Source organism: Rhizobium sp. UFLA01-1127 (assembly GCF_059803845.1).
The window spans coordinates 1-15533 of sequence record NZ_JAUQTZ010000146.1; the positions used below are offsets into that span (position 1 = coordinate 1).

The 15533-nt window shown below is 60.5% G+C and carries 14 protein-coding genes, 1 tRNA gene and 1 pseudogene; 9 read left to right on the forward strand and 7 right to left on the reverse strand.

The window, feature by feature from the left end:
- Nucleotides 1–2 precede the first annotated feature (2 nt).
- Complete coding sequence (locus Q4Q11_RS26415) at nt 3–1598, forward strand: hypothetical protein (RefSeq protein WP_498571318.1); 1596 nt, start codon at nt 3–5, stop codon at nt 1596–1598.
- A gap of 71 nt (nt 1599–1669) precedes the next feature.
- Here Q4Q11_RS26415 and Q4Q11_RS26420 read toward each other — a convergent pair whose 3' ends face one another.
- Entirely contained in the window at nt 1670–2095 is a 426-nt protein-coding gene (locus Q4Q11_RS26420) for a hypothetical protein (RefSeq protein WP_112512249.1), read from the reverse strand.
- 304 nt (nt 2096–2399) lie between these two features.
- On the opposite strand from Q4Q11_RS26420, the gene Q4Q11_RS26425 reads away from it, so the two are divergent.
- From Q4Q11_RS26425 to Q4Q11_RS26450, 6 genes and pseudogenes are all read left to right on the forward strand, one after another.
- Nucleotides 2400–2476: transfer RNA gene (locus tag Q4Q11_RS26425), tRNA-Pro, on the forward strand.
- Nucleotides 2477–2904: 428 nt separating this feature from the next.
- On the forward strand, nt 2905–3615 hold the full coding sequence (locus tag Q4Q11_RS26430; RefSeq protein ID WP_498571326.1) for a pentapeptide repeat-containing protein: 711 nt from the start codon (nt 2905–2907) through the stop codon (nt 3613–3615).
- Between the two features lie 29 nt (nt 3616–3644).
- Nucleotides 3645–4033, forward strand: a pseudogene (locus Q4Q11_RS26435) (GAF domain-containing protein).
- 185 nt (nt 4034–4218) lie between these two features.
- Entirely contained in the window at nt 4219–4668 is a 450-nt protein-coding gene (gene msrB, locus Q4Q11_RS26440; protein ID WP_112512160.1) for a peptide-methionine (R)-S-oxide reductase MsrB, read from the forward strand.
- On the forward strand, nt 4665–5192 hold the full coding sequence (msrA, locus tag Q4Q11_RS26445; RefSeq protein ID WP_498571319.1) for a peptide-methionine (S)-S-oxide reductase MsrA: 528 nt from the start codon (nt 4665–4667) through the stop codon (nt 5190–5192). The genes msrB and msrA overlap by 4 nt, the downstream gene beginning before the upstream one ends.
- Complete coding sequence (locus Q4Q11_RS26450; protein ID WP_498571320.1) at nt 5192–5605, forward strand: DUF6314 family protein; 414 nt, start codon at nt 5192–5194, stop codon at nt 5603–5605. The genes msrA and Q4Q11_RS26450 overlap by 1 nt, the downstream gene beginning before the upstream one ends.
- A gap of 35 nt (nt 5606–5640) precedes the next feature.
- On the opposite strand, the gene Q4Q11_RS26455 is transcribed toward Q4Q11_RS26450, so the two are convergent.
- The 4 genes from Q4Q11_RS26455 to Q4Q11_RS26470 all read right to left on the reverse strand — a co-directional run bounded on the left by Q4Q11_RS26455 (nt 5641) and on the right by Q4Q11_RS26470 (nt 10935).
- Nucleotides 5641–6702 (reverse strand): 3-deoxy-7-phosphoheptulonate synthase, encoded by a 1062-nt coding sequence (locus Q4Q11_RS26455; protein ID WP_498571321.1) that lies wholly within the window; start codon nt 6700–6702, stop codon nt 5641–5643.
- Nucleotides 6703–7133: 431 nt separating this feature from the next.
- Nucleotides 7134–8195 carry a porin gene (locus tag Q4Q11_RS26460; protein WP_498571322.1) on the reverse strand — a complete coding sequence of 354 codons (1062 nt, stop codon included), beginning with the start codon at nt 8193–8195 and terminating at the stop codon, nt 7134–7136.
- Nucleotides 8196–8629: 434 nt separating this feature from the next.
- Entirely contained in the window at nt 8630–8977 is a 348-nt protein-coding gene (locus Q4Q11_RS26465) for a hypothetical protein (protein WP_113213709.1), read from the reverse strand.
- 392 nt (nt 8978–9369) lie between these two features.
- Entirely contained in the window at nt 9370–10935 is a 1566-nt protein-coding gene (locus tag Q4Q11_RS26470; protein WP_498571323.1) for an MFS transporter, read from the reverse strand.
- A 181-nt stretch (nt 10936–11116) separates the two neighbouring features.
- Here Q4Q11_RS26470 and Q4Q11_RS26475 point away from each other — a divergent pair, with 181 nt between their 5' ends.
- Nucleotides 11117–12037, forward strand: coding sequence for a LysR family transcriptional regulator (locus Q4Q11_RS26475; protein ID WP_112512167.1), 921 nt, complete (start codon nt 11117–11119; stop codon nt 12035–12037).
- Nucleotides 12038–12204: 167 nt separating this feature from the next.
- Entirely contained in the window at nt 12205–13263 is a 1059-nt protein-coding gene (gene hisC, locus Q4Q11_RS26480; RefSeq protein ID WP_498571324.1) for a histidinol-phosphate transaminase, read from the forward strand.
- A gap of 118 nt (nt 13264–13381) precedes the next feature.
- On the opposite strand, the gene cysN is transcribed toward hisC, so the two are convergent.
- Both cysN and cysD read right to left on the reverse strand, forming a co-directional pair.
- Entirely contained in the window at nt 13382–14872 is a 1491-nt protein-coding gene (cysN, locus tag Q4Q11_RS26485; protein ID WP_112512169.1) for a sulfate adenylyltransferase subunit CysN, read from the reverse strand.
- A 1-nt stretch (nt 14873) separates the two neighbouring features.
- Nucleotides 14874–15533, reverse strand: a 660-nt coding sequence (cysD, locus tag Q4Q11_RS26490) for a sulfate adenylyltransferase subunit CysD (protein WP_498571325.1), incomplete at its 5' end; no start/stop codon positions are given.

Genomic DNA, 15533 nt, shown 5'->3' on the forward strand with positions numbered 1-15533 from the left:
TTCTGATCCTGGTCGCGATTTTCGTCGCCTTCTTCAAGTTTCCGCCGATCCTCGACTATCCCAACCATTATGCGCGCATGTGGCTGCTCGCCGGCGGCATCAACGTGCCGCCGTTCAATCAGATCTATGCGGTCGACTGGAACAGGACCTTCACCAATGTCGGCATCGATCTCGCCGCCTATTGGCTCGGGCCGTTGATCGGCGTTTCGCTGCTGGCACGCGGCCTTCTTTTCCTGGCGATCGTTCTGCCGCCTCTCGGGGCGATCGCGTTGCACAGGCGCCTGCATGGCGGCGGCTATTACTGGCAGATCGGCATATTGTATTTCGCCTGGTGCGCGACGTTGATCGGCGGCTTCATCAACTTTCAGATCGGGCTCGGCATGGCGCTGTTTTTTGCGGCGGCCGACCATGCTCTGCAGCCCCGCCATCCGGCCGTGTTGTTCGGATGGCGCCTGCTGGCCGGTCTGCTGCTCACCGTCATGCACCTCTTTTCGCTCGGCTTCTATATGGCGCTCGTCTGCGGGCTTGAATTTTCGCCGACGATGGCAGCCTTGAAATCGCCCCGGGATTTCCTGCGCCTTTGCGGCAGGCTCGTGGTGTCGATGCTGGCCTGCGCCCTGCCGGCGATCTGCCTTTTTCTCTACCAGCCGGTCTTGCCCGATGGCGGCGGCAGTCTGGATGCATCCTGGAATGATTCAGTCGTTCTGATCCTGGCAAACCTCATGTCGGCGCTGTGGAGCTATGGGCTGCTGGCCGATGCACTGCTTCTGATCCCGCTCATCTTCCTCTGCATCTATGCAGTGTACGCACGCAATATCGGCCTGCATGCCGGCATGGTGGTTACGGCCGCGGGCCTGTTGTTTCTATCCTGTGTCGTGCCGCGTCATATGCTTGGCACGGGCTGGATCAGTTGGCGCTTTCCCATCATGATGGCGCTAGCGGCTATGGTGACGATCTGCCCCTTGCCGCGCTTGCCACGCCGCGAGGCGTTTCTCGTTCTCGCCATGCGTTCGGCGGTCGTTTTGGGCAGAACTGCGTGGATCGGTTTCAATTGGTGGCAGGGAGAGGCCGATGCGGCCGACGTCAGCACCGTTCTCGCGGCTGTGCCCGAAGGCGCGGCAATCCTGCCGGTCATGCGGCAGCAGGACGAGCATGGTTTTGCGGATCATCGCCACTTCGCCTGGAACCAGGATACGTTTCGGCATCTGCCGGCGCTTGCCGTCCCCAACGCTCATTCCTTCGTGCCGACGATCTTTACCGCCAAAGGCAAGCAGCCGCTGACCGTATTGCCGCCCTGGAGCAGCATCGCCGTGCCGGAGGGCAATCTGTTTTCCATAAGCCTGCTGGATTGCCCGGACGAGATCAGGGCCGTCGGTGGCATTGCGCCTTATCTCAAGGATTGGCGTCGTCGCTTCGATTTCGTTCTGCTCGTCGACGCAGATGCCGAGGATCGTTATGGCGGTGCGGTTCCGCAAGGCGTGAAGCTTGCCGCCGAGACACCGTTTGCCAAGCTCTATGCCATCGACAAGGTCTTCCTCCCGGCTGCTGATACGCTCAAGCCGAAAAGCTGCGCTGAGCTTGCCGCCGCAAACCGCTGAGGCCTGCAAACAAAAACAGGCAGCCTTCGCAGGCCGCCCGCTGATATTGTCTCGCGGTGAAGCTCTTGGCCTCAGTCCGCTTGCTCGGCTTTTGCAGTCTTTTCCGGCGGCGCCAGAAGCTCGGCGCAGTAGGACGGTCCGCCGACACCTGGCTGGTCGCCGAGGATTTTGACGGAGCGGATTTCGTAGCTCTGGTTGGTGACGATGTCGGCCTTGCAGCTGAGGGAGCGTTTGCCCGTCTTCTTGCCGTCCTTGGTCTTGATCGTTACGTTCTTGTAGCCGCCACGCCAGGTGTAAACGCGATTGCCGCCTTCGTCGCGGTCGGAGAGCGGCGGGCCGTAAGCCGCGAAGAAGCGGCCTGCGGACTGGCCCTGCCAGCGGTCCTGAACGGGGTTCTTCGCAAGCAGCGGGAGAGCTGCGGTCGTTGTGGTCGTCGTGGTGCTGCAACCGGCCAGCGCCAGCAACAGTCCAGCCGCGGTGATCATGCGGATATTCATCGTGTCGTCCTTGAGCTTCTGTCTCGCATAAGGTTGCGGAAAAGCCGCGCTGTCCCACGACATTTCCACCTGTCCCGTCTAGGGCTTTAGCGCCAAAGCCGGCAAAAGAAAATTCCCATCCGCGTGTACAAGCGGGATTTTACCTGATCTGTTGCGTCTTTTGCACGCCGGCACTTTCGGCCCTCGTTCCCTGCCGATTTTCTAGGCAGATACGGCTGTAATTTTTTCGTCAAAAATCAAAAGGTTTTTTGAGATTGGTGCTTGTGCATCAAAAATGGCTGGTCTATAGAAGCGCCGCTGGTCACGGAGTGTAGCGCAGTCTGGTAGCGCACCACGTTCGGGACGTGGGGGTCGAGTGTTCGAATCACTCCACTCCGACCAGCTTAAAACACTGATCTTGTTCCCGAAAAGCTCTTCCCCGAAATATCGTTTCGCACTTGGTCCGGCGTTCGGGCCACCTTGATCGATGCGCGGTCGCCGCGTTGCATGGCCGTTCGCGGCTTAAGAATCGGCTCGTCCAAGATCCCGTTCAGAGGCTGTAGGGCTGGCTTGAAGCCTGAATACATATCTCCGCCCACGCTACAGGTTGCCATCAGGCCTGCTTTTACAAAACCGGCTCTTTTTGTCGCTCGAAGCACCATATACAAAGACGAGTGGCGTGCGTCCGACTCATGGAAGAGTTCGGTGGGCTGCTGCCGAGGCGGAGTGACGGAATGAACCTTGTTGACGGAGAGACCCGGGCGGTCGGGGTTAAGTTTACTGGCGCCGAGGGGCGTCGCATTGCCCGGTCGGGTGCTGCTGGGCGGAGAATGGGGATCACCACGGGCTTTGGCGTTCTGGCGCTGAGCGCGGCGTTCCTTCTGAGTTCCGGCACCCATGCGCTGCGTGCCGCCGATTGCGGCAGTGTTGCCGCGCCCGGCCTTGATTGGAGCGGATGCAGCAAGACCAACATCATGCTGCAGACCAGCGATCTGCATGGCGCCAATCTTGCCGGTGCGCATTTCGACAGCACCGATCTCAGCGACACCAATCTGACCTCCGCCAATCTCGAGAAGGCGACGCTGGTGCGTGCCTGGCTGAAAAATGCCAAGGCCGATGGCGCGAATTTTGCCAAGATCGAAGCCTATCGCTCCGATTTCAGCAGCGCCTCCGCCAACGGCGCTTCCTTTGCCAATGCCGAATTGCAGCGGGCCGAATTCGCCGGAGCGCAGCTCAAGAATGCCGATTTTCAGAAGGCGGAGCTTGGCCGCGCCGATTTCGACAAGGCCGTGCTGACGGGTGCGAATTTCTCCTTTGCCAATCTGTCGCGTGCGACGCTGAACGGCGCTGTCATGGACGGCACGACCTCCTTTAGCGGCGCTTTCATGTATCTGGCGCGCATCGAAGGCCTCGATCTGTCGAAGGCAAGCGGCCTGCAGCAGGCGCAGATCAACCTGGCTTGCGGAGACAACACGACCATATTGCCGTCCTGGCTGAAGGCGCCGTCGGGTTGGCCGTGCCCTCCGGATGACAAGGACTGATTTTCTTCGAAACAAATCTTCGAAAGACCATGTTCATAGAAAAAGCGATCCGGCACGATAGCAAGCCGGAATTCTACCGTGAGCTTGCGGATCAGCTTAAAGGCCTGCTGGAAGGCGAGCACGATCCGATCGCCAACGCACCAATACGTCTGCGCTGATCTTTCAGATGCTGCCGGATCTCAACTGGGCGGGTTTCTATTTCCGGCAGGAGAACGAGCTTGTGCACGCCTTTCCCGGGCATATCGCCTGTGATGCGGCCTCGCGGTCGGAGCTTGTCGTGCCGCTCTTCCGGGATGGAAGCGTTTTCGGCGTGATCGATCTCGACAGTCCGCTTCCCGGCCGCTTCGATAGGGACGATCAGGCTGGCATCGAGACGCTTGCTGCAATTTATGCCGCATCGAGCGGAGTGGGTGGGTAAGACACGGACGGGGGGAGGCCGGGCGTCACGCACGCGTGATCAATATGGCAAATCGATCGCGTGATGCCTATATTGGCCTTGCAAACACTCCCTCAGCGCTGATCGAGCCTTATCCGGCCTTCTCGCGTCCCCAAAAAGGATCCGGCCAAGCTCGGAATGTGTGCCGAGGAGCAAGGAGAACAATAATGGGCAAGTACAGCAAGACAGCAGAGGCCATAGCCAAGCTTACCCCCGAGCAGTACCGCGTGACGCAGCAGAGCGGCACGGAACGTCCCGGCTCCGGCGAATATCTCTACAACAAGCAGTCGGGCATCTATGTCGATGTCGTCTCGGGCGAGCCGCTTTTTGCCTCCGCCGACAAGTTCGATTCAGGATGCGGCTGGCCGAGCTTCACCAAGCCGATCGAGCCCGCCAATGTCAGCGAACTGACCGATCTGTCGCACGGCATGCTGCGCGTCGAAGTGCGCTCGGCAAACGGCGACAGTCATCTGGGTCACGTTTTCCCGGATGGGCCGACCGATCGCGGCGGCCTGCGTTATTGCATCAATTCCGCCTCCCTCCGCTTCGTGCCGCGTGACCGCATGGAGGCCGAGGGCTATGGCGCCTATATCGATCAAGTGGAGGATGTAAGATGACAATAGAACGTGCAGTTCTCGCCGGCGGTTGCTTCTGGGGCATGCAGGATCTCATCCGCCGCTACAAGGGCGTCATCTCGACGCGCGTCGGTTATACGGGCGGCGATCTCCGCAACGCCACCTATCGCAATCATGGCACCCATGCCGAGGCGATCGAGATCATTTTCGATCCGCAGAAGATCAGCTATCGCGACCTGCTGGAATTCTTCTTCCAGATCCACGATCCGTCCACGCTTAATCGCCAGGGCAACGATGTGGGTTTAAGCTACCGCTCGGCTATCTTCTATACCAGCGAAGATCAGAAGCGGATCGCTCTGGATACCATCGACGATGTCGATGCCTCGGGCCTGTGGCCCGGCAAGGTTGTCACCGAAGTAGCCCCCGCGGGCGATTTCTGGGAGGCCGAGCCGGAGCACCAGGATTATCTGGAGCGCTATCCGAACGGCTATACGTGCCATTTCGCCCGGCCCGGCTGGAAGCTGCCGCGCCGGCAGGCGGACGCAGCACAGCGCGCAGCCTCCTGATGGAGAGATCGGCCGGCATTGGCCGGCTGAAGCCCTTTCTTGGCACATGGGAGGTGAGGCGGCGGATCATCGATCGCGTCAACCGCTCCCTGGTCACGTTCGAAGGGCAGGCGTTCGTAACGCCTGTCCAGTTCGAGGAGCGTGGCGACACGCGAAGCAATTGTGCAACGCTCAGAAGCAGCCGCACCTATCGGCTCGATGACGCGGATGACGACCTTGTCGTGCGTTTCCCCGATCTCTCGGAATTCATCCGCATCGGCGAGGCGGCGTCGCAGCGTGTCGTCCATCATTGCGGCCCCGATCTCTATCGGGGCCGTCTGTTCTTCCGCACGTCCGATGCCTGGGCGGAGATGTGGCATGTGCGCGGACCCAGGAAGCACTATCTGAGCCTCGCGCACTATCGGCGTATCTGATCCGAGCCCATCCACCCTACGAATGGAAGACAGTTTCAGCGCACGAGCCGTCGCCGTGCCTGGGCGGCCTTTGCCAGGCCTTCCAGTGTGCGCACGGAGGTCGGCCAGTCGATGCAGCCGTCCGTGATGCTCTGGCCATAGACCAGCTGCTTGCCGGGCACGAGATCCTGGCGGCCGGCAACGAGATTGCTCTCCATCATCATCCCCTTGATCCGCCGGTCGCCGGCGGCGACCTGCCCTGCGACCGACGTGACGACGAGCGGCTGATTTTCCGGATTCTTGCTGCTGTTGGCATGGCTGGCATCGATGATGATCCGCGGCTCGAGCCCGGCCTTGAGCGACTGTTCCGCCGTCGCCTCGACGCTTGCGGCATCGTAATTGGGCTCTCTGCCGCCGCGCAGGATGATGTGGCAGTCCTCATTGCCGCGGGTCGAGGCGATCGCTGCAAGGCCCTCCTTCGTCACGGCCGGGAAGTGATGCGGCTGCGATGCCGCAACGATCGCGTCGAGCGCGATGCGCACGTCGCCATTCGTGCCGTTCTTGAAGCCGACGGGGCAGGAGAGGCCCGATGCCAGCTGTCGGTGGACCTGGCTCTCGGTCGTCCTTGCGCCGATCGCGCCCCAGCTCACCAGATCCGAAATATATTGCGGCGTGATCGTATCGAGATATTCGCAGCCCGCCGGCAGGCCGATCTCGTTGACGTCCCACAGCAGCTTGCGGGCGATACGCAGGCCTTCCTCGATGCGGTAGCTGCCGTCGAGATGCGGATCGTTGATCAGGCCCTTCCAGCCGACGGTGGTACGCGGCTTTTCGAAATAGACGCGCATGATGATTTCGAGATCGTCGGCAAAGCGGTCCCGCTGCTCCTTGAGCAGTGCCGCATATTCGTGCGCGGCGGCCGGATCGTGGATGGAGCAGGGGCCGATAACGACGATCAGCCGGTCGTCTTCGCTGCGCAGGATGTTGTGGACAGCATTGCGGGCGCCGGTAACGGTCGCCGTCACGGCCTCGTCGCGGGGGATTTCATCTATGATCCGAGAGGGCGGCGTCAGCGCCGTGATCTCGACAATGCGCAGGTCATCAGTGGAATTCAACACGGTATCGGTTCCTTCAAGGGGTCATACCGTGGCGACAAAAAAGCCGCCAGGTAGACTAGCGGCTGTTCGGGTCTTTGCTGTCGTGTCTCTTCTAACTACGCACAGGCCCGCCTCCGCTGAGAGCAGCGGTACGAATAAAATCGCGAGGCGTATGCATAGATGTTCGACATAAGCTGTCTCTACGATAAAAAATGCCCGATGTCGATGAGGCACACGAGAAATGGAGAGTTCACTGCGCGATCGTTGTCCAGTTGCGGCAATTTGCCCGATCCTTGCGCGGCGCGGCAGGCTTCTCGCTGCAATGCGGCCATCAGGCCGGTGGGCGAATAAACTAACCCCTGCCTCGGAAGAGCCGGCCCGACTCCGCTGGAAGTCAGGCCGGTCTCCATCCGATCAGGGGTCAAGTCAGATCAGATCTCGTAAACGAGGTATTAGAAGCTGCGCTGGAAGCGGAGAACGCCAGCCCACTGGTCCTGGTTGATGGAGTCCCAGTTGGTGTAGGAAACTTCCGGCTGAACCAGGAGGTTCTTGACCGGGTTCCAGCGGACGTTTGCGGTCGCTGCGAAGATCTTCGAGTCGGTGTAGGCAACCTGTGCGTTCGCCTGCAGCTTCTCGTTGATCGGAACGGTGACGCCGCCCCAAACAGCCCAATCGCCCCAGCCAATACCCTTTGCCGGACCGGCGCCGTTCGCGCTTGCATACTTGTTCAGCTTGTCGCCGTCGGTGTTCCAGCCGCCCATGACGAAGGCTTTGAAGACGCCAAAGTCTGCATCGACGCGAGCCTTGATAGCGCCTTCTTCGACGATCGAGTCGTAACCGCCGACGATCTTGAAGCCGAAATTGCCAGCCTTGTAACCGGCACCGGCAACGACGTCCGGAGCGTAGTGGTTGGAGCTGTCTTCGCCGTTGACACCCGTAGCACCGGAACCGGAATTGCTGTCTTCGAGCGAGACGACAGCGGTGAAGCCGTTGCCGGCATCGTAGTTGTAGGTGATCTGGTTCAGTTCGTAGGGGCCGTCATAGACCACGTCGTCGTTGATGACGTTGCCGGCATAACCCATGTACAGGTTGTACTGAGAATCGAGCTTACCAATCGTGAATCCACCGAGGCTGATGTTGGCCCAGAGCAGCTTCGTGGTGGTCGAGCCGCCATCCTGCCAGTCGAAACGGTAAACGGTGTTGGTCTTGAGCGGACCGTATTCGGTGTCGCTTGCGGTGTCGATGCTCAGCTGAGCGCGGGTGTGCCACAGCGTGCCGTTATGGGTATTCGGATTATAGGCATCGTACCACTTGCCTTCGGTACGAACCATGCCGCCGATCTTGAGGCAGGTTTCGGTGCCCGGGATGAAGAAATAACCGGCGCCATATGCGTCGCAAATGCGGACGTATTCGAGCGGTTCCGGCTGAGCGGCAACGATGGCATCAGCTGCCTGAGCGCCGGAAACTACTGCGAGAGCAGCAGCGGAGCCGAGAAGAAGGCTCTTGATATTCATAAAAACTCCAATCCAATATAGATTGGGCATAGGCTATCGCGCCGAAAAATCGACGTGCCTCAACCCTATCCCTGTTTAAAAAACCCGACTCGGGAGAAACGGGCCCCACCCGCTTCTGGCCTTCATTAAAAACGAATTCCTGCAAAGTTATATGATATATTTTTCTTGAAATGACTTTTCCGTGATTTTTAAATTCAAGTTGCACGAATGCAACATGTGCAGACTTAAATAGTAAGTACTGCGTAATATTGGCTGCGCAATAGTCATTTTGTGGTATGATGTATGCTATTTTTTTATTCGAATATTTTTGAATAATACTTTAATGGGTGTTTCATGCCGGAAAAAGCCGTTCGATCCCGTTCAAGCAACGATCGGCGTACCCCCGCGATACCAGAAGGCCTCTATTGCAGAGCGAGCGGCAATTTATGATCTGATCAGTATGACACCGACCGCTTGGAGGCCGAACCGATGAGCTTCCTCAGCGCCGAGCCGATCATGATGCCCCAAAGGCCGCTGGTCATGCCGACGATGATATCGAACGTCGAGCCGTAATTGCCGTTTGCCAGGAAATGCGAGACGGAAAGCGCAAGCACGCTGCCGATCATCAGCAGGCAGGTGAAGGAGGGCGATTGCGGATAAGCGAGCCGGGCCAGCATGCCCGCCAAGCAGAGTGCGCCGGCGCGGAATATGTCGAAGGGATTGCCCAGGGCGGCCTGCCAATTGAGATGGGCAAACGTCACGCCAATGAGCGCCGCCAGATAGGTCCAGGCAATAATCTTCAAAAACCGGTCTGATATCATGGGGATATGATATAGCAGCGGCGTGTCGAAACACCAGCCTGACGCCGCTGCCAAGACTCTGTGCGCGCCGATTCAGTGCGCACATTTTGTGTGGTTGCGAAACATTCTGTTGCGTCGCAGTGAGAATTTCAGCCGTTTTTCGCCTTCGATTTGCCGTCTGGCCATGACGTGACGGATGGCAGCCAAAACAGTCCGCGCATGTCGCGCAAAATTGTGCCTGGTTTTGCGATGACGACATGCGAAAAGTTCAAGGAACGAATCTGGGAGACGCGGCGCGTCCAGAGCGTTTCCGCTTTTCTTCGAAGCAAAAACGCTCTGCCCTTTTGTTTCCATGCAATTCCAGACGGAAACGGCCATACGCTTTTCTTGGAATTTTAGGCTTCCGATGTGCGAAGCCTCTCTTCCTTCTCCCGCAACGGCTCCAGATCCTCATCCGCAGCACTCCGTGACGATGCCCGACCGAGGAAGGAAAAGACGACGACAGCGGTCGTGGCGGTAATGGCGGTCAGCAGCCACAACAGCGTGCCGAAAGCGCTGCCGTAGCTCTGCAGGAGCGCATCGTGGCCGATTGCCGGGACGATCGAGGCCGCCGCTGCGAGATTGCCGGTGACGAGCTGTTGCGCAGTTGCCGCGGCGTATTCCCCCGCCGGCGCTCCAAGGTTCGACTGGATGAAGGCGGAGAGAATGGCGCTGACGACGGCAAGTGCTACGCCTTCGCCGGCGACGCGGGTGGTGCTGAAGATGCCGGTCGCCATGCCGGCCCGTTCCTTCGGAACGACGCTGACGGCAAGCCCGTCCATCAGCCCCCAGGGCAGGCTGATGCCGACGCCGATCGTCAGCAGCGGGCCGATGAGCGCAGATGGCGTCGAACCGGCAGTAAAGTGGCTGAGCCAGAAAAGGCCGGCCGCCGAAATGACGAGGCCGGTGCCGCAGATCGTTGCGGGGCCGAACCACCGGGTGAGAAGACCGGCAGCGATCGGCAGAATGAGCAGCGGCGCCGAAAGCGCGACCATCATCCGCCCGGCCGCAACTTCGCTCATGCCTTCGATGCCGACGAAGCGCACCGGCAGCAGGATCAAAAGCACGACGAAGGCATAGGCCGGTGCGGCCGCCAGAAGCTGTACGCCGACGAAGCGCGGATAGCGAAACAGGCTGAGATCGAGCATGGGCCGCTTCACGATGCGCTCGATGATGCCGAAGGCGAGAAAGAGCAATGCAGCGCCGGCCAGCAAGGCAAGGACGAGCGGATCGCTCCAGCCGGTTTCCGGCGCGCGCAGGACGCCATAGGTGAACAATGTCAGGGCGAGCGTGAAGCTCAGCGCGCCGGGCCAATCCAGTCCCGTGGCATCAGGATCGCGGGACTCGCGCAGGAAGCAGGCGCCGAGGCCGAAGGCAAGCAATGCCAGCACGACCACAAGGAGAAAGATCGACGGCCAGCCGAAGGCATCGATCATCAGGCCGGAGGCGATCGGCCCGAAGGCGAGACCGACGCCGAAGCTGGAGCCGACAATGCTGAAGGCGCGCATCCGCGCCGACCCTTCGAACTCCTGAGCCAGCGATGCCATGCCGCCGGAAAAGGCTGCGGCGGCGCCAAGGCCCTGCAATGCTCTCAGTATATCGAACCAGACGATGTTGCCGGCAAGGGCCAGCCCGGCCGAGAACAACGCGAAGCAGCCGACACCGGTCAGGAAGATGCGCCGCCGGCCAAAACTGTCCGCCAGCGCGCCTGATGCCATCAGACAGCTGCCGAAGGTCAGCATGAAGGCATTGGTGACCCAGTTGAGCGCGATCGGACTGCCGCCGAGCGTGCGGCTGATGGCCGGCAGGGCGACGGCGAGGCCGGTGAATGTGAGCGGCATCGCCGCCGCCGCACAGCAGACGGCGACGAGGACGAAGAATTTCTCGGTCGGACTTGCGACCTTTGTCTGTAAAGAGGTCATCGGATTACCGTTGGTTCGAGCAAGGGAGGAAGCGGCAGGCAATCCTGGGAGTGATGCTGGCCAAAAGGCCGTCGCCCGCGCGCTTCAAATGGCCTGAGGAAGATATATTTGCTGCAATCAGATGATAATCGGGCTATGTGTCCTTATATACCGGAATAAAACTCTCGAATGGAGCGCACCCGTGGATCGTTTAAGCGGACTGACGGCTTTCGTTCGCACAGCGGATCTCGGCAGCTTTGCGGCCGCCGGACGCGTGCTCGGTCTATCGGCCTCCGCCGTCGGCAAGGCGGTCGGCAATCTGGAGCACCAGCTTGGCGTCCGGCTGCTGCAGCGTTCCACACGGAGCATCCGGCTCACAGAGGAGGGCCGCCTCTTTCACGAGCGTTGCAGGCGTGTTCTCGATGATCTCGAGGATGCGCAGGCTTCGCTTGCACAGGCGGTTGCCGTGCCGCGCGGGCGGCTGCGCGTCAGCGTGCCCATTGTCAGCTACCACTTCCTTCTGCCTGTCGTGCCGGAATTCGTCGCTCGCTATCCCGAGGTCGAACTCGACATCGATTTCAATGACCGCATCGTCGATATGATCGAAGAGGGCGTCGATGTTGCAATCCGCAGCGGCGATCTGCCGGATTCGCGGCTGATATCGCGCACCTTGCGGCCGTTTCAGATGCTGCTCTGCGCCGCACCCGCCTATCTGGAACGCTTCGGCATTCCCGACTGCCCGCGTGATCTCAACGAGCATCTGGCAATCCGGTTTCGGTTTCCAAACAGCGGCAAGCTGCAGGACTGGCCATTGAAAATGCCGGAAGGTGAACTGGATCTGCGCATGCGAACCGCTTTTTCCTGCAACAATATGGAGGCGGTGCGCGGCGCGGCGGTCGCTGGCCTCGGTATCGGCTGCATGCCGGATTTCCTGGTGCGCAGCACCCTTGCGGAAGGAAAGCTCAGAACCGTTCTCGGCGATTTCATCGATGAGCCCGGCCATTTCCATCTCCTCTGGCCGTCGAATCGCCACATGTCGCCCAAGGTCCGCGTCTTCGTCGATTTCCTGAGCGAGCGGCTTTTCGCAAAGAGCTGTGATGTTTTGCCGGCGACGGCTGCCTGAGACGGAGATTTGGGAAGGCCGAAGGAACGTCTGCCTGATCGGCGAGATAATTTCCGGACTCGCCTAGAAGCAGTTGTCGCAGGAGCTCGATTTTGCGACGGTGTCGTCTTCATATGCAGTTTGCCGCGCTGATCCGCAGCCTGCAACCGCCAAATTTGGAAATCATCATGAGCCGCTTCTGGAGCCCTATCGTTTATTCCCTGATCCCCTATGTTGCCGGCGAGCAGCCGACCACAGGCGGAATAACCAAGCTCAACACCAATGAGAGCCCCTATGGCCCTTCGCCGCTTGCCCTTGAGGCGATTTCGAAGGCGGCGTCCGACACGCTTCGGCTTTATCCGGATCCGACGGCGCGAGAATTGCGCGCCGTGATCGCTGAAAGCTTCGGGCTCGACAAGGACGAGGTCTTCGTCGGCAACGGATCGGACGAGGTTCTGGCTCATGCATTCCAGGCGCTGCTGAACCATGAAGAGCCTCTGCTTTTCCCCGACATCACCTACAGCTTCTATCCGACCTATTGCCGCCTCTATGGCGTCAAGTTTCGGCAGGTTCCGGTTGATGCGGAGATGCGGGTCCGCCTCGATGATTATCGCCAGCCCTGCGGCGCGATCATCCTGCCCAATCCCAATGCGCCGACAGGGACTGGCTTGCCTCTGGCCGATATCGAGAGCCTTCTCAGTGATCATCCCGATCAGGTCATCGTCATCGACGAAGCCTATGTCGATTTCGGCGGCGATAGCGCCGTTCCGCTGGTCCGAAGCTATCCGAATCTCCTGGTGATCCAGACCCTATCGAAGTCGCGCGGGCTTGCCGGCTTGCGTGTCGGCTTCGCTGTCGGGCAACGGCCGCTCATCGAGGCGCTGGAAAGGGTCAAGGATAGCTTCAATTCCTATCCTCTCGACCGGCTTGCGCAGGCAGGTGCGGTAGCCGCCTGGAAAGATCGGGACTGGTTCGAACGTCATCGGGCGATGATCATCGCCAGCCGGGAACGGCTGGCCACCGCGCTCGGGGAGCTAGGCTTTCACCTCCTTCCGTCATCCGCGAATTTTCTGTTCGCACGGCATCCGAGCCGGTCAGGTGCTGAACTGGCGGCAGAGCTGCGGAGCCGGAACATTCTGGTGAGACGGTTTTCGGCGGATCGCATCAGCGATTTCCTGCGTATCAGCATCGGCACGGATGAGGAATGCGATCGGCTGCTGGCGGCGCTTGGTGAGATATTGCAGTGATCTCACGCTTGGGGCGATCGCTCCACGGCTGATCGTGGGTAATTGGGTGGGTAGCCCCTGTAAATGAAAAAGGCGGCTGAGCCGAGCCCGCCGCCTTTCTTTTTTGATGCGATAGCGATCAGATGTCGCTTGCCGCGTTCGCCCAGATCTCCGCCGCCTGCGCGGCGGTCACGCGGCGCACGTCCGTTTCGTCGCGGCGGCTGGCGAAAAGCTCGCTCGCCATGATCTGCTCGGCAAGATCGGCGGGCAGGGACAGGAGAACGCGCTGGCCATCCTTGTGGATGCCGCCGACATCGGAACGCTTGCCGGTGATCATGCCGCCAGCAACCGTGTTGTTGCTTTCGGGGTCGATCAGGATGAAGGAGCCAGTCGAGCGGCTCTGTTCATAGGGGTCGAAGATGGCGTTCTCGTCGAAAGTCAGGCGAACCTTGCCGATGGCGTTCATCCAGAGCGCCTGCGCCGGTGCCCAGGCGCCGGTCTTCAGCTCAAGCTGAGCGATCGGCTGCACTTGAACGCGCTGGCGGCGGCTGCCGCTCTTCAGCCAATAGCGCTTGCCGGGCTCGATCCCTTCCGGCTGCAGCGCGACGATCTGGGCGTCGAAGGAAAGGCCCGTCTGCGGCTGGCTGTCGATGGCGACGATCATGTCGCCGCGCGACACGTCCACCTGGCGGTCGAGAACGAGGGTGATGGCATCGCCGGCGACTGCCGCGTTGCGCACCAGATCGAAGGTGACGATCTTCGAAACGTTGGCGACCATGCCCGACGGCAGGATCATGACGCTGTCTCCCGGCTTCACCGAGCCTCCGGCAACCGTACCCTGATAGCCGCGGAAGCTCTCGCCGGGGCGGGAGACGCGCTGTACCGAAAGACGAAATCCGACCGTCTGCGCCGAGCGCACCGTCGCAAGTTCCAGCGTTTCGACCAGCGTCGGGCCAGTGTACCAAGGCATGGCCGCCTGGCCGGAATAGACGACGTTTTCACCCTTCAGCGCCGACATCGGAATGGCGGTGATCTGCTTGACGCCGAGCGACAGGGCAAATTCGCGGAAGTCATTGGAAATCTTCTCGAAGCCGGCGCGGTCGTAATTGGTCAGGTCGATCTTGTTGACGGCGAGCACGAACTGCTTGATCCCGAGCAGCGACGCGATCGTCGCATGCCGGCGGGTCTGCTCGAGAATGCCCATGCGTGCATCGACCAGCAGCACGGCGAGATCGGCGGTGGAAGCGCCGGTCGCCATGTTGCGGGTGTACTGCTCGTGGCCAGGCGTGTCGGCGACGATGAAGGAGCGCTTGTCGGTCGAGAAATAGCGATAGGCGACATCGATGGTGATACCCTGTTCGCGCTCAGCCTGCAGGCCGTCGAGCAGCAGTGCGAAGTCGGGCAGGCCGAGATCGTTCTGCTTGCCGGTGGAATCGCGCTGAAGCGTGGCGGCCTGGTCTTCCTTGACCGCTTTGGTATCCCAGAGGAGACGGCCGATCAGCGTCGATTTGCCGTCATCGACGCTGCCGCAGGTGATCAGGCGAAGCGGGCGCGAATCGCGAACTGCCTTGGCCGGCTCCGCGGCAGGCCCAACGGCGGGAATTGTGACGACGTTTGCGTTTACGGTCATCTCAGAAATATCCTTCGCGCTTCTTCTTTTCCATGGAGCCCGACTGGTCGCGGTCGATCGCGCGGCCCTGCCGTTCGGAAACCGTGGCGATTTCCAGCTCTGCAATGATGTCTTCAAGGGTTGTGGCGGTGGAGCGGATCGCGCCGGTCAGCGGGAAGCAGCCAAGCGTGCGGAAACGGATGACCTCCTCGCGCTTGGTCTCGCCCGGCAGCAATTCGAGCCGAGGGTCGGCCGCCATGATCATCATGCCGTCGCGCTCGACGATCGGGCGCTTTGCGGCGAAATAGAGCGGCACGATCGGAATATTTTCGGCCTGGATATAGCGCCAGATATCGACTTCGGTCCAGTTGGAGAGCGGGAAGACGCGAACGCTTTCGCCTTTGCGGATCTGGCCGTTATAGACGTTCCAAAGTTCCGGGCGCTGGTTGCGCGGATCCCAGCGATGGTCGGGCGTACGGAAGGAGTAGATGCGCTCTTTGGCGCGCGAGGCCTCCTCGTCGCGGCGGGCGCCGCCGAAAGCGGCGTCATACTGGCCGGCATCGAGCGCCTGGCGCAAAGCCTCGGTCTTCATGATGTCGGTGTAGCGCGCCGAGCCATGGGTGAAGGGCGTGATGTTTTCCGCCGCGCCGCGCGGATTGATGTGCTCGATCAGATCGAGGTC

What these genes read in the sequence shown, in the direction of transcription:
- Q4Q11_RS26430 (WP_498571326.1), top strand. Translation starts at nt 2,905, where the DNA reads ATGGGGATCACCACGGGCTTTGGCGTTCTGGCGCTGAGCGCGGCGTTC.
- Q4Q11_RS26460 (WP_498571322.1), bottom strand. Translation starts at nt 8,195, where the DNA reads ATGAATATCAAGAGCCTTCTTCTCGGCTCCGCTGCTGCTCTCGCAGTA.
- Q4Q11_RS26420 (WP_112512249.1), bottom strand. Translation starts at nt 2,095, where the DNA reads ATGAATATCCGCATGATCACCGCGGCTGGACTGTTGCTGGCGCTGGCC.
- msrB (WP_112512160.1), top strand. Translation starts at nt 4,219, where the DNA reads ATGGGCAAGTACAGCAAGACAGCAGAGGCCATAGCCAAGCTTACCCCC.
- msrA (WP_498571319.1), top strand. Translation starts at nt 4,665, where the DNA reads ATGACAATAGAACGTGCAGTTCTCGCCGGCGGTTGCTTCTGGGGCATG.
- Q4Q11_RS26470 (WP_498571323.1), bottom strand. Translation starts at nt 10,935, where the DNA reads ATGACCTCTTTACAGACAAAGGTCGCAAGTCCGACCGAGAAATTCTTC.
- cysN (WP_112512169.1), bottom strand. Translation starts at nt 14,872, where the DNA reads ATGACCGTAAACGCAAACGTCGTCACAATTCCCGCCGTTGGGCCTGCC.
- hisC (WP_498571324.1), top strand. Translation starts at nt 12,205, where the DNA reads ATGAGCCGCTTCTGGAGCCCTATCGTTTATTCCCTGATCCCCTATGTT.
- Q4Q11_RS26450 (WP_498571320.1), top strand. Translation starts at nt 5,192, where the DNA reads ATGGAGAGATCGGCCGGCATTGGCCGGCTGAAGCCCTTTCTTGGCACA.